The organism is Nocardia sp. CA-107356, assembly GCF_050946365.1.
In the GTDB taxonomy this organism is placed as follows: Bacteria; Actinomycetota; Actinomycetes; order Mycobacteriales; family Mycobacteriaceae; genus Nocardia.
The window spans coordinates 8,013,282-8,028,187 of sequence record NZ_CP191992.1 but is presented as its reverse complement, the minus strand read 5'-3'; the positions used below and the strand labels follow the sequence as shown (position 1 = coordinate 8,028,187).

The 14,906-nt window shown below is 66.5% G+C and carries 12 protein-coding genes and 1 pseudogene; 9 read left to right on the top strand and 4 right to left on the bottom strand.

Annotated elements, in window-relative coordinates:
- Positions 1 to 175 precede the first annotated feature (175 nt).
- The 8 genes from ACQP1G_RS36255 to ACQP1G_RS36220 are packed head-to-tail and all read left to right on the top strand — an operon-like array spanning position 176 to position 11,168.
- Positions 176 to 2,905 (top strand): phosphoenolpyruvate synthase, encoded by a 2,730-nt coding sequence (locus ACQP1G_RS36255; RefSeq protein ID WP_433194183.1) that lies wholly within the window; start codon positions 176 to 178, stop codon positions 2,903 to 2,905.
- Positions 2,895 to 6,299 (top strand): AMP-binding protein, encoded by a 3,405-nt coding sequence (locus tag ACQP1G_RS36250; RefSeq protein ID WP_433194182.1) that lies wholly within the window; start codon positions 2,895 to 2,897, stop codon positions 6,297 to 6,299. The genes ACQP1G_RS36255 and ACQP1G_RS36250 overlap by 11 nt, the downstream gene beginning before the upstream one ends.
- On the top strand, positions 6,296 to 6,604 hold the full coding sequence (locus ACQP1G_RS36245) for an acyl carrier protein (protein WP_433194181.1): 309 nt from the start codon (positions 6,296 to 6,298) through the stop codon (positions 6,602 to 6,604). Before ACQP1G_RS36250 ends, ACQP1G_RS36245 begins: the two co-directional genes overlap by 4 nt.
- Positions 6,601 to 7,692, top strand: a complete 1,092-nt coding sequence (locus ACQP1G_RS36240; RefSeq protein WP_433194180.1) for an SDR family oxidoreductase — start codon at positions 6,601 to 6,603, stop codon at positions 7,690 to 7,692. The genes ACQP1G_RS36245 and ACQP1G_RS36240 overlap by 4 nt, the downstream gene beginning before the upstream one ends.
- Complete coding sequence (locus ACQP1G_RS36235) at positions 7,689 to 8,621, top strand: nucleoside-diphosphate kinase (protein ID WP_433194179.1); 933 nt, start codon at positions 7,689 to 7,691, stop codon at positions 8,619 to 8,621. Before ACQP1G_RS36240 ends, ACQP1G_RS36235 begins: the two co-directional genes overlap by 4 nt.
- Positions 8,618 to 9,604, top strand: coding sequence for a ScbA/BarX family gamma-butyrolactone biosynthesis protein (locus ACQP1G_RS36230; protein WP_433194178.1), 987 nt, complete (start codon positions 8,618 to 8,620; stop codon positions 9,602 to 9,604). Before ACQP1G_RS36235 ends, ACQP1G_RS36230 begins: the two co-directional genes overlap by 4 nt.
- Positions 9,604 to 10,236 carry a nitroreductase family protein gene (locus ACQP1G_RS36225; protein WP_433194177.1) on the top strand — a complete coding sequence of 211 codons (633 nt, stop codon included), beginning with the start codon at positions 9,604 to 9,606 and terminating at the stop codon, positions 10,234 to 10,236. The genes ACQP1G_RS36230 and ACQP1G_RS36225 overlap by 1 nt, the downstream gene beginning before the upstream one ends.
- The gene (locus tag ACQP1G_RS36220; protein WP_433194176.1) at positions 10,233 to 11,168 is read left to right on the top strand and encodes a hypothetical protein; all 936 of its coding nucleotides are present in this window, start codon (positions 10,233 to 10,235) and stop codon (positions 11,166 to 11,168) included. The genes ACQP1G_RS36225 and ACQP1G_RS36220 overlap by 4 nt, the downstream gene beginning before the upstream one ends.
- Positions 11,169 to 11,322: 154 nt before the next feature.
- Here the strand turns inward: ACQP1G_RS36220 and ACQP1G_RS36215 are convergent, their stop codons facing one another.
- Complete coding sequence (locus ACQP1G_RS36215; protein ID WP_433194175.1) at positions 11,323 to 12,309, bottom strand: zinc-binding dehydrogenase; 987 nt, start codon at positions 12,307 to 12,309, stop codon at positions 11,323 to 11,325.
- A gap of 84 nt (positions 12,310 to 12,393) precedes the next feature.
- Between ACQP1G_RS36215 and ACQP1G_RS36210 the strand changes: the two genes are divergently transcribed.
- Entirely contained in the window at positions 12,394 to 13,053 is a 660-nt protein-coding gene (locus ACQP1G_RS36210) for a TetR/AcrR family transcriptional regulator (protein WP_433194174.1), read from the top strand.
- Positions 13,054 to 13,139: 86 nt separating this feature from the next.
- On the opposite strand, the pseudogene ACQP1G_RS36205 reads toward ACQP1G_RS36210, so the two are convergent.
- The 3 genes and pseudogenes from ACQP1G_RS36205 to ACQP1G_RS36195 form a co-directional block, all read right to left on the bottom strand.
- A pseudogene (locus ACQP1G_RS36205) lies at positions 13,140 to 13,364 on the bottom strand (cytochrome P450); the annotation flags it as partial.
- A 5-nt stretch (positions 13,365 to 13,369) separates the two neighbouring features.
- A complete protein-coding gene (locus ACQP1G_RS36200) occupies positions 13,370 to 13,654 on the bottom strand; it encodes a hypothetical protein (protein WP_433194173.1) in 285 nt (94 codons plus the stop codon).
- A gap of 478 nt (positions 13,655 to 14,132) precedes the next feature.
- Positions 14,133 to 14,903 (bottom strand): MerR family transcriptional regulator, encoded by a 771-nt coding sequence (locus tag ACQP1G_RS36195; protein WP_433194172.1) that lies wholly within the window; start codon positions 14,901 to 14,903, stop codon positions 14,133 to 14,135.
- Positions 14,904 to 14,906 lie beyond the last annotated feature (3 nt).

Below are 14,906 nucleotides of genomic sequence, written 5' to 3'. Positions count from 1 at the left end.
AGCGGTGGCTCGAGGCGTTCGAACCAAGTCTTTCGGCAACCAGTACCACAGGATTGCGGGCTAACGTCAGACTGAAATCTCGGATATATCCAGACAGCCCCTTCGGTTTGCTCTGCCTTGTTGTGCCGGAGCGCCTGCTCCGGTGCGGTGAACGGGGGGTGATGGGAGAGATGACTTGCAGGTTCTTGGACCGTGGACCGACTCAGCGACGTTTGCCGCGCTGGCCGGGGGGAAAGCACGTGGTTTGTACACCTTGCACAACGGTGGCTTCCGCGTCCCGGACTGGGCGGTGCTCGGCACCGACGTTTTCAACCGGTTCCTTATCGAGACCACCGCCGACGCCGATCTGGCGGCGCTTGTGGTGAATGTCACATCATCGGATGACTTGGCCGCGGCGCTGACCGCCGGTGCGGAAGTGCGCGCCGCGATCGTCGCCGCGCCGCTGCCGCCGACGGTCCTCGAGTTGATCGGCGACGCCTACGCGCGCCTCGGCGCCAGCGCGATCGCGGTCCGATCCTCGGCGCTCGTCGAGGACGGCCCCGGCCACTCCTACGCGGGTCAGTTCGACTCGTTCCTCAATATCAACGGCGTCGATGCGGTCGCGCGGCACGTGCGCGACTGCTGGGCCTCGGCGTTCTCGGAAAGATCCATCCGCTACGCCTTCGCGCACGGACAGCCGCGTGCCGCCGCCATAGCCGTTGTCCTGCAACGCCTTATCGATGCGCGCTGCAGCGGCGTGATGTTCACCGCGAACCCGATCACCGGCGCCACCGACGAATTGGTCGTCAGCGCGGTGTACGGCCTCGGCGAGGGGTTGGTGTCGGGCGCGGTGGACGCCGATTCGGTGGTGGTCGACAAGTCCTCCGGCACGGTGCTGGAAACGACTGTGGGGGACAAGGATCGGACCTACGCACCCGCCGCAGAGCAGGGCTACGCGGTGCTGGAGGTCGAGCAGCAGCGCCGCGAGAGCGCCGTGCTCTCGGATCCCGAACTGGCCGAGTTGGTGGAGTGGGGACGCAAGCTGGAGGCCGATATCGGTGCGCCACAGGACATCGAGTGGGCCATCGATGCCGACGGGCTCTGGTTGCTGCAGTCACGGCCGATCACCACGGCGGTCGGCGACGGTGCGGTGCGCGGCACGGTGCTGCGCGGCGCCGGTGAGGCGGTCCCCGACGGCGAACAGCGAATCTGGGACAACTCCAACATCATTGAGAGTTTCAGCGGCATCACCTCCCCGCTGACCTATACGACGGCGGCCGATATCTACGGCCGCGTGTATCACGGCTACGCGAAGTCGCTGCGGGTGCCCGCCGAGCAACTGCGCCAGACCGATCGCTGGACTCCGGTGCTGCTCGGCTACTTTCACGGCAGGGTCTACTACAACCTGCTGCACTGGTACCGGATGGTCGGCATCGCACCCGGATATCCGTTGAACCGCAAGGTGCTCGAGGCGGCGCTCGGCGTCGATGAACCGCTGCCCGACGAGATCGCGAAGACCCTGCGCCCGTTCACCTTCCGCACGCCCCTGGCTCGACTGCGGTCGCGCGCTGTCACCACGGTCACCTATGTGCGGCGGTTGTTCGGCATCGACGAGATGGTCGAGCGCTTCATGGCCGACTTCTATCGCGTGTACGACGAATACGACGCGCTCGACTATTCGACGCTGACCGGTGAGCAGGCGTACGCGGCCTACCGCAAGGTCGACCGCGACCTGGTCGACCGCTGGGGCCCGCTGATGGTCCTCGACGCGATCCTGCTGACCACTACCGGTCTGATGTATCTACTGACCAAGCTGCTGCTGCCGAAGGCGCCGGAATGGTTCCTGTACGCCGTGGTCGGCCCCGGCGCGGATGTCGAATCCGCCGAACCGGCCCGTGCCATGACCGAGCTGGCACAGTTCGTCCGCACCGACCCCGAACTGGTGTCACTGATCAATTCGACACCGCCGGAACAGATCTACGATGCGTTGGTTGATCGCGCCGAACTCCTCGGCCGAGTCGAGGACTACATAGACCGCTACGGCTATCGCAGTCTGGACGAGCTCAAGCTCGAAACACCGGACCTGCGTGAGGATCCCGCGAGCCTGTTCATCATGTTGCGCAGTACGATCGGGCGCGTCGGCGAGGCCGCACAGCACAGCCGCAGTACCGAAGCCGACGAATACCTCGATGCCAATCTGCACGGATTCCGGCGCCGGATCTATGAACGCCTGCGCGGCAAGGTGAATCGCTGCGCCGCCCATCGCGAGCGGCTGCGGTTCTGCCGCACCAGGGCTTTCGGCATGGTCAAGCGGATGATCCGGGTGATGGGCCGGGATCTGGTCACCCGCGAGGTCATCGACGAATTCGGTGACGTCTTCTCGCTGACCGTGCAGGAGTTGCGCGGCTGCTACGAGGGCGCCGACACCAGCGGTCTGCGTGAGCTGGTCGCCGCACGGAAGGCGCAGCGCGCCAGGGACGCCGAGTTGGTGGCTCCGGCACGGTTCGTCACCACCGGCTCGACCTTCGGGCGGGCCGAACTCGCGCGCCAGGGCTGGGTGCCGGTCGCCGATACTCCGGCCGCGACCGTCGGCACCGTCCTGCCCGGCACGCCATCGGCATCCGGGCTCGTCGAGGGCAATGCGGTGGTCGTCGACGAGCCGCGCGACGTCGCAGGCGGCATCCTGGTTGCATACCGCACCGATCCCGGTTGGGTGGCCGCGCTGCCCTCGGCGTCGGCGTTGGTCATCGAGCGCGGCAGCCCCCTCACCCATGTCGCGATCGTGGCGCGGGAGTTGGGAGTGCCGACGGTGGTTCAAGTCAAGGATCTGACCAAGAAGATACGGTCCGGTATGCGAATTCGGGTGGATGGTACAAACGGGACAGTGACTGTGCTGTCCGAAGGAGATCTGCGGAATGAACCCTGATAAAGACGTTGCCGCAGTTCGTAATTGGCTAGCCCGTCCGGCGCAGCACACCGGGATCTATCTGGCCGATGAGGCCGACGGCTGGGAGTACCGCAGCTATGCCGATCTCGCCGAGCTGACCTGGTCGATCGCGGCGCGCATGCGCGAACACGGTATGGGCAGCGGTGCCGGCGCGTGCGTGATCATGCCGACCGGATTCCCTTGTGCCGCAGCGTTCTACGCGGTGTGGGCATGCGGCGGGGTGTTCACACCGGTCGCGCCGCCGATGTTCGGCGACCTCGACCAGATCATCGCCCATATCGCGGCCATTCTCGAACAGGCCCGGCCGCGACTGGTGGTGACCTCGACCGAATTCGAAGAGTTGGTGCGCAGGGCCGCGACCGTGGCCGGCCGCACCGACGAGCCGCTGGTGATCGACGCTGCGAAACTGGGCCCGGCACCCGAGGTCCGCGAATTCGGGGAGCCCGACGAATGCGCGCTGCTGCAATTCACCTCCGGGTCCACCGGAACGCCGCGCGGGGTGCGGGTCAGCTGGCACAACCTGGCCAACAATATCGCGATGATCTCCACGCTGATCGACTGGCGCTCCGGCGAGACGATGGTCTCCTGGCTGCCGCTCTATCACGATATGGGTCTGGTCGGCGCGTTCCTCACCACCGTGACCAATCAGGGCGATCTGTATCTGATGCGCCCCGACCAGTTCGTCCGTGACCCCGCGCGCTGGTTGCGTGCCATGACGCAGGCCCAGCACACGCCGTCGCCGTCCTTCGCGCTCGGCTATGTGGCGCATCGGGTCGCGCCGGAAGAGATCGCGGACCTGGACCTGTCCGGATGGCGCACGCTGGCGGTGGGTTCCGAACCGGTCGAAGTGGCCGATCTCCAGTCGTTTGCGAATCTTGCGGGCAGCCGAGGCTTTTCGACCAATGCGTACACACTTGCCTATGGTCTGGCCGAGGCGACGCTGATGGTGACCTCCTCCGCACGCAATCGGCCCATCACCGCCCTGCGGCTGGACAATCCGAATCTGCGCTTCGGCGAACCGATTACGATCCTGGCCGAAGAGCTGCTCGACGACACCCACCGCGTCGAGGGCTCCGGATGGATCACCGGACTCGGGTACTCGACACCCGAATCGACTGTGCGGGTGGTGGATGAACACGGCCGGGAACTACCGGACGGCATCCTCGGCGAGATGATCGTGGTCGGCGATTCGGTCGCACTCGGCTACTCCGGCGAACCGGACGCCGGTTCGTCCACCAGGATCGTCGAAAGCGTGCTGTTCAGCGGTGATGCGGGATTCCTGCACAACGGTGAGGTTTTCGTACTCGGCCGGATGGGGTCGAGCCTGAAGGTGCGCGGCCGGTCGGTGTTCATGGAGGACATCGAATCCCGGGTCGCTCAGGAAACCGGGATCACCAAGGGCAAACTCGCCGCCGTCGCGATCACCGAGGCCGGTGCCCAGGGCATCGCATTGTTCGCCGAATCGGCACCCGGTGATTGGCTCGCCGAGGCGCGCAGGATCATTCGCGGTGAACTCGGCCCGGCGCAGACGGTGACCATCGTGACCGGACCGCGCGGCATCATTCGCCGCACGTCCAGCGGTAAACCACGGCGTCGGCACATGTGGCAGCTGTTCGTGGACGGTGCGTTGGCGGACGCGACGGTGCACGCGGCCGAAGATGCCGCGAAGTCGGAACCGCGTTCGGTGAGTGCCGGTACCGACGATGCGGTGCCCGAGCCTGCCCTGCCCGCCGAGCGCGTACGACAACTGCTCGATCGGGCACTGGAAAGTGTTGTGGTGCCGCGTGATTCGACCATGCTGTTCGAAGGATCGCTGGCGGAGGGATTCGGCAACGCCGGATCCGATGTCGATTTCCTGGTCGTCGCACCAGGTGAGGAAGATCTGCCGACGTTGCCGACGGTGTTGTTCATCGACGGTCGGCGCGTGGAGGTGCGGACCCGGTCCGAGGCGCAGGTGCGCAATCAGCTGGCGCAGGCGGCAGGAGATCCGGACAAGCTCGACGAGGATCTGCTCAACCGGTGTCAGCGCTTCCTGCGCGCGACCGTGGTCGAGTCCGGAGCGCCCGATATCGCGGAACTGCGTGCACTGCTGCCGCATTCGAACTTCACCATGCTGATCGCCGACTGGTGGACCCAGCGCGCGACGCAGGCGCTGAGGTACGCGGTCGCGCTGCGGGCATTGCACGCGGGCGACGAGGCCGCGGACTGGGCGCGCGATGGACTGCTACAGGCCATGAAGGGTTGGGCGGCCCGCAGGGGCGAAAGCTATCTGGAGACCAAATGGCTGCCGCATCAGCTCGCCCGCATCGGTCGCGACGAGCTGATCGATCGCTATCACGAACTGAGCACCCCCGCCGAGCAGGTGCGGTGGGAACAGGTTCGGGAGTTGGCCGCCGCGCTCGGTGTCCCCGAGGTGGCCGACGATCCACATCAGCTCGTGTTCGCACGAACACCCCGGGTGACAACCTGGACGATCGGCGGTCGCGTGCATGTGATCCGTGACGACCGAGATGTCTTCGCGCTCTCGGACCGCGCCGCTCCCGCCTGGCGCTCGGTGGTATTCCGGCACTCACTGCGCGATGTCCTCGCCCGTGCCGAGCACGATATCGCCGAGGACCTACTCGAATTCCTCAGGCTCGGTTTGGTCGGGTTGCAGTGGCGCGGTGGCGAACTCGTCGAACCCGCACTGGCCATGTGCAAGCCGGTCAAGCCGTATACGCCGGTGCCGAGCCCCGCCGCGCCAGCGCTCGGTCTGACCGGCGCGGCGCGCGACGATGTGATTGCGACGCTATCGCCGCTGCCCGCAACCAGATTCACCGAATGTGCGCTGAATCTGGTGTGGTCGAATATCGTCCTGGAGAACGCCAGGGAGGATCTCGCGGGTGCGGTCAAGAACTCCCAGGGTGCGGTCGCCGATATCGCCGCCCATCGGCTGATCGCGATGGCCGTGCGGGTCCTGTTGTCCGCATTCGGGATTCACCCGCTGCCCGCCGACGTCGCGCCCGCGCCGACCCTGCGGCGGCTGTTGCCGCAGCACGCCACGCGCCGCGACGATCTACTGGCACAGCTCGAATCGGCACGGCGGGTGCGCTTCTCGGAGATCATCGGCACCGGCGGCGATACCATCGCCGGGCTGGCGATCCTCGATGACTTCGTCACCTTGGTCCGGTGGGTCGCCGCTGGTTCCGATGCGTCGACGGGATTTCCGGCCTCCTTCGATTCGCGTGAGCAATGGCGGCGCACCCTGGCGATCGGCTACGACTGGCTGCGTATCGCTGGCTACCTCGACACCGACCTGCCCCTGGACGAGGCCCGCGATCTGCTGACTTCCGGTGGCCAACAACCTCATCTCCGGGAGGGAGAACCCGCATGAAGGCAGTTTCGCGCAGCGATTCGACGGCGGGTGGTGACCGGGTGACGGGCGGTCCCGCCGAGAAGGTGCGCAGAATCGTCTTGGCCATGGCCCCCGAACCACCGGCCGAACTGGCCGATGAGCACCGCCTCGTGGAAGACCTCGGATTCGATTCGCTGCGTCTGATGGAGCTCACGGTCGTCCTGGAGCGGGCGTTCGCGCTGCCACGCTACCGGCCGGAAGAGTTGGTCGGTGTCCGCCGGGTCGATGCGGTGATCGCCCTGGTTTCCGGCACTTTGGCGGCGGTTGACGAGGTGCGCGGATGAGTCCGGGCGATACCGTCCTGGTGACCGGCGCGGCGGGTTCGGTCGGCGCGGAGGTGGTGGCGCGGCTGGCTGCCGCGAGCCGGCCGGTTGCCGCTGTGCTGCACAGTAATTCGACCATCGTGCGCAATGACGGCACCCTGATCGAGGCGGGTACCGCAATCGCGGGTGACGTCCGGGTGCCCGGATTCGGCCTGGCCGACGGTGTCGCCGCGGATCTGTCCGAGCGGGTCGGCACCATCGTGCACTGTGCGGCGACAACAGCATTCGACGCGTCGGCGGCGGAATACGAGGAACTCAATGTGCGTGGCACCGCCAACGCCATCGCACTCGCCCGCCAATGGGATGTGCCGCTGGTGCACGTCAGCACCGCTTACGTCTGCGGTATGCGCGGCGGCACCGTCACCGAGGACGAGCTGGAGGCAGCCCAGACCTTCGGAAATGGCTACGAGGAGAGCAAGTTTCGCGCCGAACAGCTGGTTCGGGCAGCGGGCAAGCACGGCCTGCCGTGGGTGATCGTGCGCCCGGGCATCGTGACCGGCGCCAGCGATACCGGCGCCATCCGGGAGTACAAGAACCTCTACACCGTCGTGAAACTCATGGTCGAGGGCAAACTCCGTTCGCTACCCGGCCGCTACGATGCGACGCTGTCGCTGGCGCCGGTCGATCACGTCGCCGATGTCATCGCCGCTGCGGTACTGGATTTCGACTCCGCACAGAACCGTACGCTGCATGCCCTCGGCCGCGATACCCTGTCCCTGCGCGAGGTGTCCGATGTGCTCGCCGAATATCCGTCGTTCGAGGTCGCCACCTTCGTACCGGAGGCGACGTTTTCCGAGGACGACCTCGCGCCGATCGAGCGGGAGTACTACCGCCGCATCGGTTCGCTGTACACCAGCTACTTCCGGCGTCGCCTGGTATTCGATACCACCCACGCCGAGGTCCTACTCGGCCAACCGTCCCCACCGAGTGGCAAGGAGTATCTGCGGTTGCTGCTGGACTATTGCCTGGAATCGGGATACCTGGGAATTCCGCTGCCCTCGATCGAGGATGTCCTGGCCAGCAACGACTTCGACGGAGCCGCACAGTGAGTGCCACAACACCCGAGCCGATGCGGCAGCTGCTGAGCGCGCTCACGCCGTCGCCGGAGAAGGTCGACGCGTATATCGCCGACACCTACGTCCAGGAATCGGTCGACCAGCTCGACCGGCTCGGCGTCGATGCGGCCAAATTCGCCAGGGAGCATTCGCTGCTGCTGCTCAAGCCGGACGCGATCGTCGCCCGCTCCGTCGAGCCGACGCTGAACTGGTTGGCCGACAACGGATTTCGCGTCGTCGGCGCATACCGCATCCCGGTGGACCGGCATCTGGCCCGCGCGCTGTGGTACTTCGCCTGGAATATCGCCTCACCCGAACGTCGTCGCCTCGCGGATCTGCTGGTCGGCATCTCGGATGTGCTGGTGCTCGTTGTGCACGGATCCGACGGTGCACTGCCGGTTCCGGTGCGGCTCACCGAAGCGAAGGGCGCCACCGATCCCCGCAAGCGCCGCCCGGGTGAGCTGCGGTATGTGCTCGGCCGCCATAACTATCTGCTGAATCTGGTGCATTCACCTGACGATCCGGCGGATGTCCTGCGGGAACTCGCCATCTACCTGGACGAGTGGAGTAGGGCGAGGATGATCGCGCAGGCCGGCACGGGCGAGGACCGCTCGACGGATGCGATCGCGATCGCGCAGGACCTGTATGCGCGTACACCGGCGCGCAGCTTCGAGCGGGCGGACGCGCTCGACCGAATGCTGCACGATCTCGAACGGGGCGGCCACACGGCCCCACCGGGCTTCGATCCGGCGGCGGATGCGGACTGCGCGCAGCTGCTGTATCTGGCCTGGGCCGAGGGCCGCGATCTCGATCCGTGGTCGGCGATCGTGCTCGGATCCTATGTACTTCCCATGCGCAGCGGCACCGAGCCGCAGATGTTGCGGCCGGTGTCGGCCGAAGATTGGTTGGAGGGTCGACCGTGACCACAGAAGCGGCCGCCGTGCAGACGGCAAGCCATACCCGCACGATCTCCCGGGAACTCGCGCACCGATGCGCGGTCTCGGAGGTATTCGTCACCTCGCTGGACGAAGTGGCCGAACACACCTATATCGCCGGGGCCCAATTGCCCAGAATGCACGCCTATTACGGCGACCACGCCGGATCGCTCGCGGTGCGCCACGATCCGCTGGTGGTGATGGAGGCTGCGCGGCAGACCGCGATCGCATTGACGCACAAGTTCTATGGCGTACCACCCGAAATGGCATTCGTGGTGCGCACTTTCAACGGCACCGGCTCCGACACGGTGGCCTGGGAGGTCGGCACCGCGCCAGCGGATCTGGTCATGCGGGTGCGAGTTCCGCAGCGACACCAGCGCGGTGGCGTACTGCACGGCGTCGATATGGTCCTCGAGATCGAATCCGACGGCGAGCCGATGCTGACGGTCGACGGATCCTTCTCCTGGGTGACCGCACGGCAGTGGTCGGCATTGCGCAGCGGATTTCGGGAAAGCCTCGGGCTCGGCCCATTTCACGGTGCTCTGGCGCTCAGCGAACGCGCCGCACCATCCGCGGTGGGCCGGGAGAACTGGCGCAATGTGGTGATCGGCCCGCCGGTGCGCACCGGTGCGGTCGCCAGGGCGACGCTCGTTCCCGACCTCGGCCATCCCTTCCTGTTCGACCACCAGCTCGACCATGTCCCCGGTAGCCTGCTGATCGAGGCGTGCCGTCAGACCGCATTGTCGATGATCGTGCGTGACCTACCCCAACTCGAATGTGTGGCAAGCACTTTCGACCGGTTCGTCGAGTTGGACCTGCCCGCGGAATGCACCGCGGAGATCACCGATCAAGGTGCGGGCAGTCTCGTGATCCATTGCGAGATCCATCAGGCCGATGCCGTTGCCGCCCAGATCGATCTCGAATTCGCCGAGGACACCTTGGTTTCCGAGCCCGATACCGAAGGCGTCTGATGGGTGAGGAGTTCAAGGGCACCGACCTGCTGACCACCACCCGTGCCTTCCGCCGCCGCCTCGACCTGACCCGCCCGGTCGCGCGCCAGGATCTGCTGGACTGCCTGGACGTCGCGGTGCATGCCCCGAGTGGCACCAACCGTCAGCCGTGGCGCTTCCTCGTCGTCGAGGATCCGGAGACCAAGCGGCAGATCGGCGAGTACTACCGAAAGGGTTTCGCCGCTTACCTTTCCGCGCGCACACCCCGCCCGGACCAGCTCGGCGATCTGGCCTCGGGCCAGCACCTCGCCGCGCACCTGCACGAGGTTCCCGCCCTGGTCATCGTCTGCTCCCTGGGGCGCCCGCCCGCGAACGCCGCCCCGCTGCTGCTCGCCAGCTTCTACGGCTCGATCTATCCGGCGGTATGGAACTTCATGCTCGCACTGCACGAACGTGGGTTCGGTTCCACCATGACGACCGCGCACCTGGCCTACGAGCGGGAGATCGCCGATCTGCTCGGGATTCCGTTCGACCAGGTCACCCAGGTCGCGATGCTGCCGGTCGCACATTTGCTGCCCGGTACTCGGGGGCCGGGCCCGCGGCGCACTCCGGCCACGGAGGTGACCATGTGGGACCGGTGGACCGACGGATGAGTGAGCGCACCGCTTGGTCTCCCGGTCTCGTGGACTCGGTCGTTCGCATCGGTCGCTTCACCGCGGTGATGTACAAGCCGCATTACCTCCTTTACGGCGTGCTCTGGGTGCTGGCGCTGGAGGGCACCGCGGCCCTGGTGTCGCAACCGGATTCGTCGTGGCATCCGACCGGGTCCACGGTGTTGCGGATCGTCGTCGTCGCCTTCGTCCTGCTGTATCTGCGCATGGTCGACGAACAGAAGGACCTCGACTACGACCGCGTCCACAACCCGGACCGCCCGCTGGTCACCGGCGCGATCACCGCCACCGAACTGCGCGCAGCGATGACCGTCATCGCCGTCGGGGCGATAGCCGCCAGCCTCACCCTGTCGGCGCTATCGGCGCTCATGATCGCCGCCGTCCTCGCCTATGGTCTGGCCCTGTGGGGCCTCGAACGCCTGTCGGTCACCATTCGGACCGACATCCTGGTGAATCTGGCCGTCACCTATCCGGTCCAGCTCCTCGTCACCGCCTACGTCATCCTCTCCGCCGCGGACACCGGCGAAGTCCGCGCCACCTGGCGGACCGCCGCCGTCGCCCTGATCTTCGCGGGCGCGTTCCTCCAATTCGAGTTCGCCCGCAAGACTTCCCGAACGCCCCGCCCAGACGAACTCTTCTACTCCAACGCCCTCGGCCCCATCGGCAGTACTGCCTTCGGGCTGCTGTGCGCCGCGGTCGCCGCGCTCACCGATATCGTCCTCGTCCAACCATGGACGTACTCGTCGGCTCAGGCGGTCATCGCGTGGATTCCCTTGGCGCTTCTACTGCTTCCGATCTGGGGCGCACTGAAGTTCCTGCGCGGCACCCGGCCCGACTACCCGGTGCTCCCGGCCGTCCTGTTCATTCTGACGTCCTACATCGTGCTGATAGCCCAGGCGCTCACGCTGACGTAAGTTCGATCCCTGCAGCTGATCTCGGCCCGAACCCGTCAGCCCATCGGTAAGCGCGCCGAGCCGAGATCAATGCCGATCCCGACGCTCGTCAGGACCGACCGCTCCGACTCCGGGTTGCGGGCCAGATGACCGGAATCCGGCGCTGCGGCGGGGCCTACCTCCGCGATGGTGTGAGCGCGATCCTGCCGAACACCTCGCCTGCTTCCATTTTCTGGTGGGCCAGCACGGCCTGCTCGAGCGGAAGCACCTCGTGCACAACGGCTTCCAGCTCGCCGCGACTCGCGGCGGCGAACAGTTCGGTGATCACGGCATGTTGGTCGGGTGCGGGCACGGTGTCGGCGCTGAAGGTCGCGAACGACAGCGACTTCTGGAAGGCCGTGACCATCTCCATGCCGAAGTCCGCGGGCGGTTGTCCCGCCATCGCGCCGACGACCACCATGCGACCGTTCGGCTCGAGCCTGGCGAAGAACGACGGCAGATTCGCGCCGGCGACGATATCGATGATGACGTCGTAGCCCGCGGGCGCACCCTCGGGTCCCACGCCGAGGCGGTCCAGCACGTGTGTCGCGCCGAGCGTGCGCAGGCGGTCGCCGCGCTCGGCCGACGAGGTGGTGACTGCGACCGCACCCGCTCCGGCCCGAGCCGCGAGCTGGACCGCCATGACGCCGATGCCACCGGCCGCGCCGCGTACCAGCACCGACTCACCGCGCGCGAAATGGGCATGGCGCAACGCGAAGTGGGCCACCATCGCAGAGCTGCCGAGCGTCACCGCGTCGACAGCCGACAAGGCGGCCGGGAGGGGGATGAGCGTCGCGGCCGCGGCGACGACGTGTTCGGCGTAGCCGCCTTCGGCGTAGCCGCCGCCGGCGCCGGTGGACGTCCACACGCGCCGACCGACCCAGGCGCTGTCGACGCCCGCGCCGACAGCGGCGACCGTGCCTGCGATCTCGTTGCCGAGGACGTGACCGGGTGTGTATCCGTATCCGGCCAGTGCGCCGCTTCGGAGCAGGGTGTCGAGACCGCCGACGCCGATCGCCTCGGTGGTGATCAGTACCTGTCCGTCGGCCGGACTCGGGTCGGGGAGGTCGACGATCGCGAGGGTCTCGGGGCCGCCGAACGTTTGGACCGTCACTGCTTTCACTGTTGTCTCCGTATGCTTTTCGATCGGGTACCGACCAACGGACCGTAACGGACGCTACCGTCCGTTTCGGCTAAAGTGAGAGCGGTGACCGCTCGTTTGTCTCACACCCAGCGTTCCGATGCCCGGGACAACCGTGAACGCATCCTCGCCGCGGCTCGCGCGGTATTCGTCACCGACGGCCTGGACGTGCCGATGCGGACCATCGCCCGGCGCGCCGACGTCGGCCCCGCGACCCTCTACCGTCACTTCCCGACCAAGCAGATGCTGGTCGCCGAGGCGTTCACCGACCAGATGTGCGCGTGCCGGTCGATCGTGGACGAGGGCCTGGCCGACCCGGATCCGTGGCACGGCTTCTGTCTCGTGGTCGAGAAGATCTGTGAGCTGCAAGCGCACGATCGAGGCTTCACCGCGGCCTTCATGTCGACCTTCCCGCACGCGATGGACTTCGCCGCGATCCGGACGTCCTCGCTGACCGGCGCTGCCGAACTGATTCGCCGCGCCAAGGACACCGGCCGCCTGCGCCCCGATATCGTCCTGGACGACATGATCCTCATGATGATGGCCGACAGCGGCATCCGCGCCGGCACACCGGCAGCACGAATCGCGGCGTCCCGACGCTTCGCTGCCCTGATGATCCAGGCGTTCCAAGCCTCACCCATGTCTTCGCCGCTGCCACCAGTGCCACGATTGGTACCTGCGGTTCCGGTACCTCGGCGCAAATCCAGAGGCGCTTCGGATGATTGACCGATGGTCGAACACCCTGTCATCGCGGGACTGAACACGACCAGCGAGCCGTCGGGCAGCGTGGTGCCACCGATGGTGACCTCGCCGTCGGCGGTAAGGGTGCTGACCCACGGACCCCAGCAGCGCAGCGTTTCCAGGATCACCAGGTGCAGATACGGCAGGGTGGCCACGTGTTCGGCGTGGACCGGGCCGGACCCGACGAAATCGTCGAGTTCACGACCGAGTTCGGCCGCGATCTCCGGATTCCGCATGATCTCGTACCAGACCCAGCCGAGGATCGATGCGGTGGATCCGACACCGGCGGCGAGCATGAGGATCAGTTCGTCGACGATCTCCGCATCGGAGAGCCGCGTCCCGGTCTCCGGATCGGTATAACGTCCTGAATGGCCTCGCGCAGCTCCTCGCGGTGGAATTCACCCGCCTCGCCCAGGCTCACTTCGCGGATCAGATCGGCGGTGGTGAGCACGTAGGCCGGTCGCGGCCCGAGATAGATCCGCACGATGAGCCCGATCTCGGCCAGCGACATCACGAAGTCCAGCCCATGGCGCAGCGCGACCACACTGTGGCTCAGCAGCGGCATCCGGCACGGGGCGGTTGGCACGTTCGGACCTGTTTGCCGCATGAGGTGATCAGGTCCTGAAATCGATAGCACCACGCATGCGGACCACCGTAGTTACGCAGGATGTCCCCTGAGCCGCAGACACGCGCCGCATGTCGGTCCGAAGTAACGGTTGTGTTGCCATGCGCTCACATGGCATTGAGTCCGCCGGAATTGGGAATTCCTCGTCACACGTCCCGTGAGCGGAATGAGGTGCCACATGAACACAGTGGTATGCGGCGATTGCTGGCGTCGCGAAAACTTGACGTTCGCACAGCGACTGGACCCGGCATTCATCCGGCCAGGATTCGCCTACCTATGTGCCGAGCACCGGGCCTGTCGAGACGAAACGCTCGGCCGCACCGACTTCCGGCAATCGGCGGCGTGAGTACTCGAAACCAACCGTCCGCGGCCAGCGCGCACCCGTCCGGCCGACTCTGTCGGCTGCGATCCCAGCGGGATCAGCGAATTTCGCTGGCGGTCAAGGCACATCGGGCAATGAGCCGGTGCGTCCGCGCTCGCGCTCCGCGGCGGTGGCGAGGTAATCGCCCAGCTCGCGGCGCAGCGTGACATCGAGCGACCGGGCAAGGGTGGCGTGCACCGAGGCGACGGCCAGTTCGCGCATCTTGTTGAGCATCGTTGTGGTGTCGGCGATTTCGCTGCTGGTCTCCGGAAGCCAGCCGGGTCCGTGTTCGTCGACGATGTGCTGTTTGGCGGCCGTGATCATGATGTGGGTGATGTCATCGATGTGGTCGGCGACTTTGGCGTAGATCTCGATGAGCGTGCGCAGCTCCAAGCCGTATTCGTGCAATTCGGCGAACGAGGTGAGCAGTGCGGTATCGGTGAAGGCGACGGTATCGCCGTCGATCCGCACCAGTTTCATCTCCGCCAGCCGGTCGACGAGTTCGTCGGTATCGGTGCCGAGAATGGTGCCGATGAGTTCGCGGGGAACTTCGAAGGTTTCGTCCTTGGCCCATGCGGCCGTCACCGCATGCTGCAGGCCGAGCACCTCGGTGAGATCTTTGCCGGTCTCCCAGCTGGTGATGAAATCGGCGATATGGGCGGTGGTGAAGCCGCGCTGCAACAGCGCGTCGATGAGCCGCAGCCGCTCCAGATGCGAATCGTCGTAGATGCTGGCGCGGCCATCCTTGCCGACCGGCGGCGGCAGCAGCCCGCGTTCCTGGTAGGCGCGCACATTCCGGGATGTGGTGCCCGCGGCGCGGGCGAGCTCATCGATCCGATACTCCGACACCGA

Bases quoted from the DNA above. Each gene is read 5' to 3' on its own strand.
- ACQP1G_RS36225 (WP_433194177.1), top strand. From the start codon at position 9,604: ATGGGTGAGGAGTTCAAGGGCACCGACCTGCTGACCACCACCCGTGCC.
- ACQP1G_RS36220 (WP_433194176.1), top strand. From the start codon at position 10,233: ATGAGTGAGCGCACCGCTTGGTCTCCCGGTCTCGTGGACTCGGTCGTT.
- ACQP1G_RS36250 (WP_433194182.1), top strand. From the start codon at position 2,895: ATGAACCCTGATAAAGACGTTGCCGCAGTTCGTAATTGGCTAGCCCGT.
- ACQP1G_RS36245 (WP_433194181.1), top strand. From the start codon at position 6,296: ATGAAGGCAGTTTCGCGCAGCGATTCGACGGCGGGTGGTGACCGGGTG.
- ACQP1G_RS36240 (WP_433194180.1), top strand. From the start codon at position 6,601: ATGAGTCCGGGCGATACCGTCCTGGTGACCGGCGCGGCGGGTTCGGTC.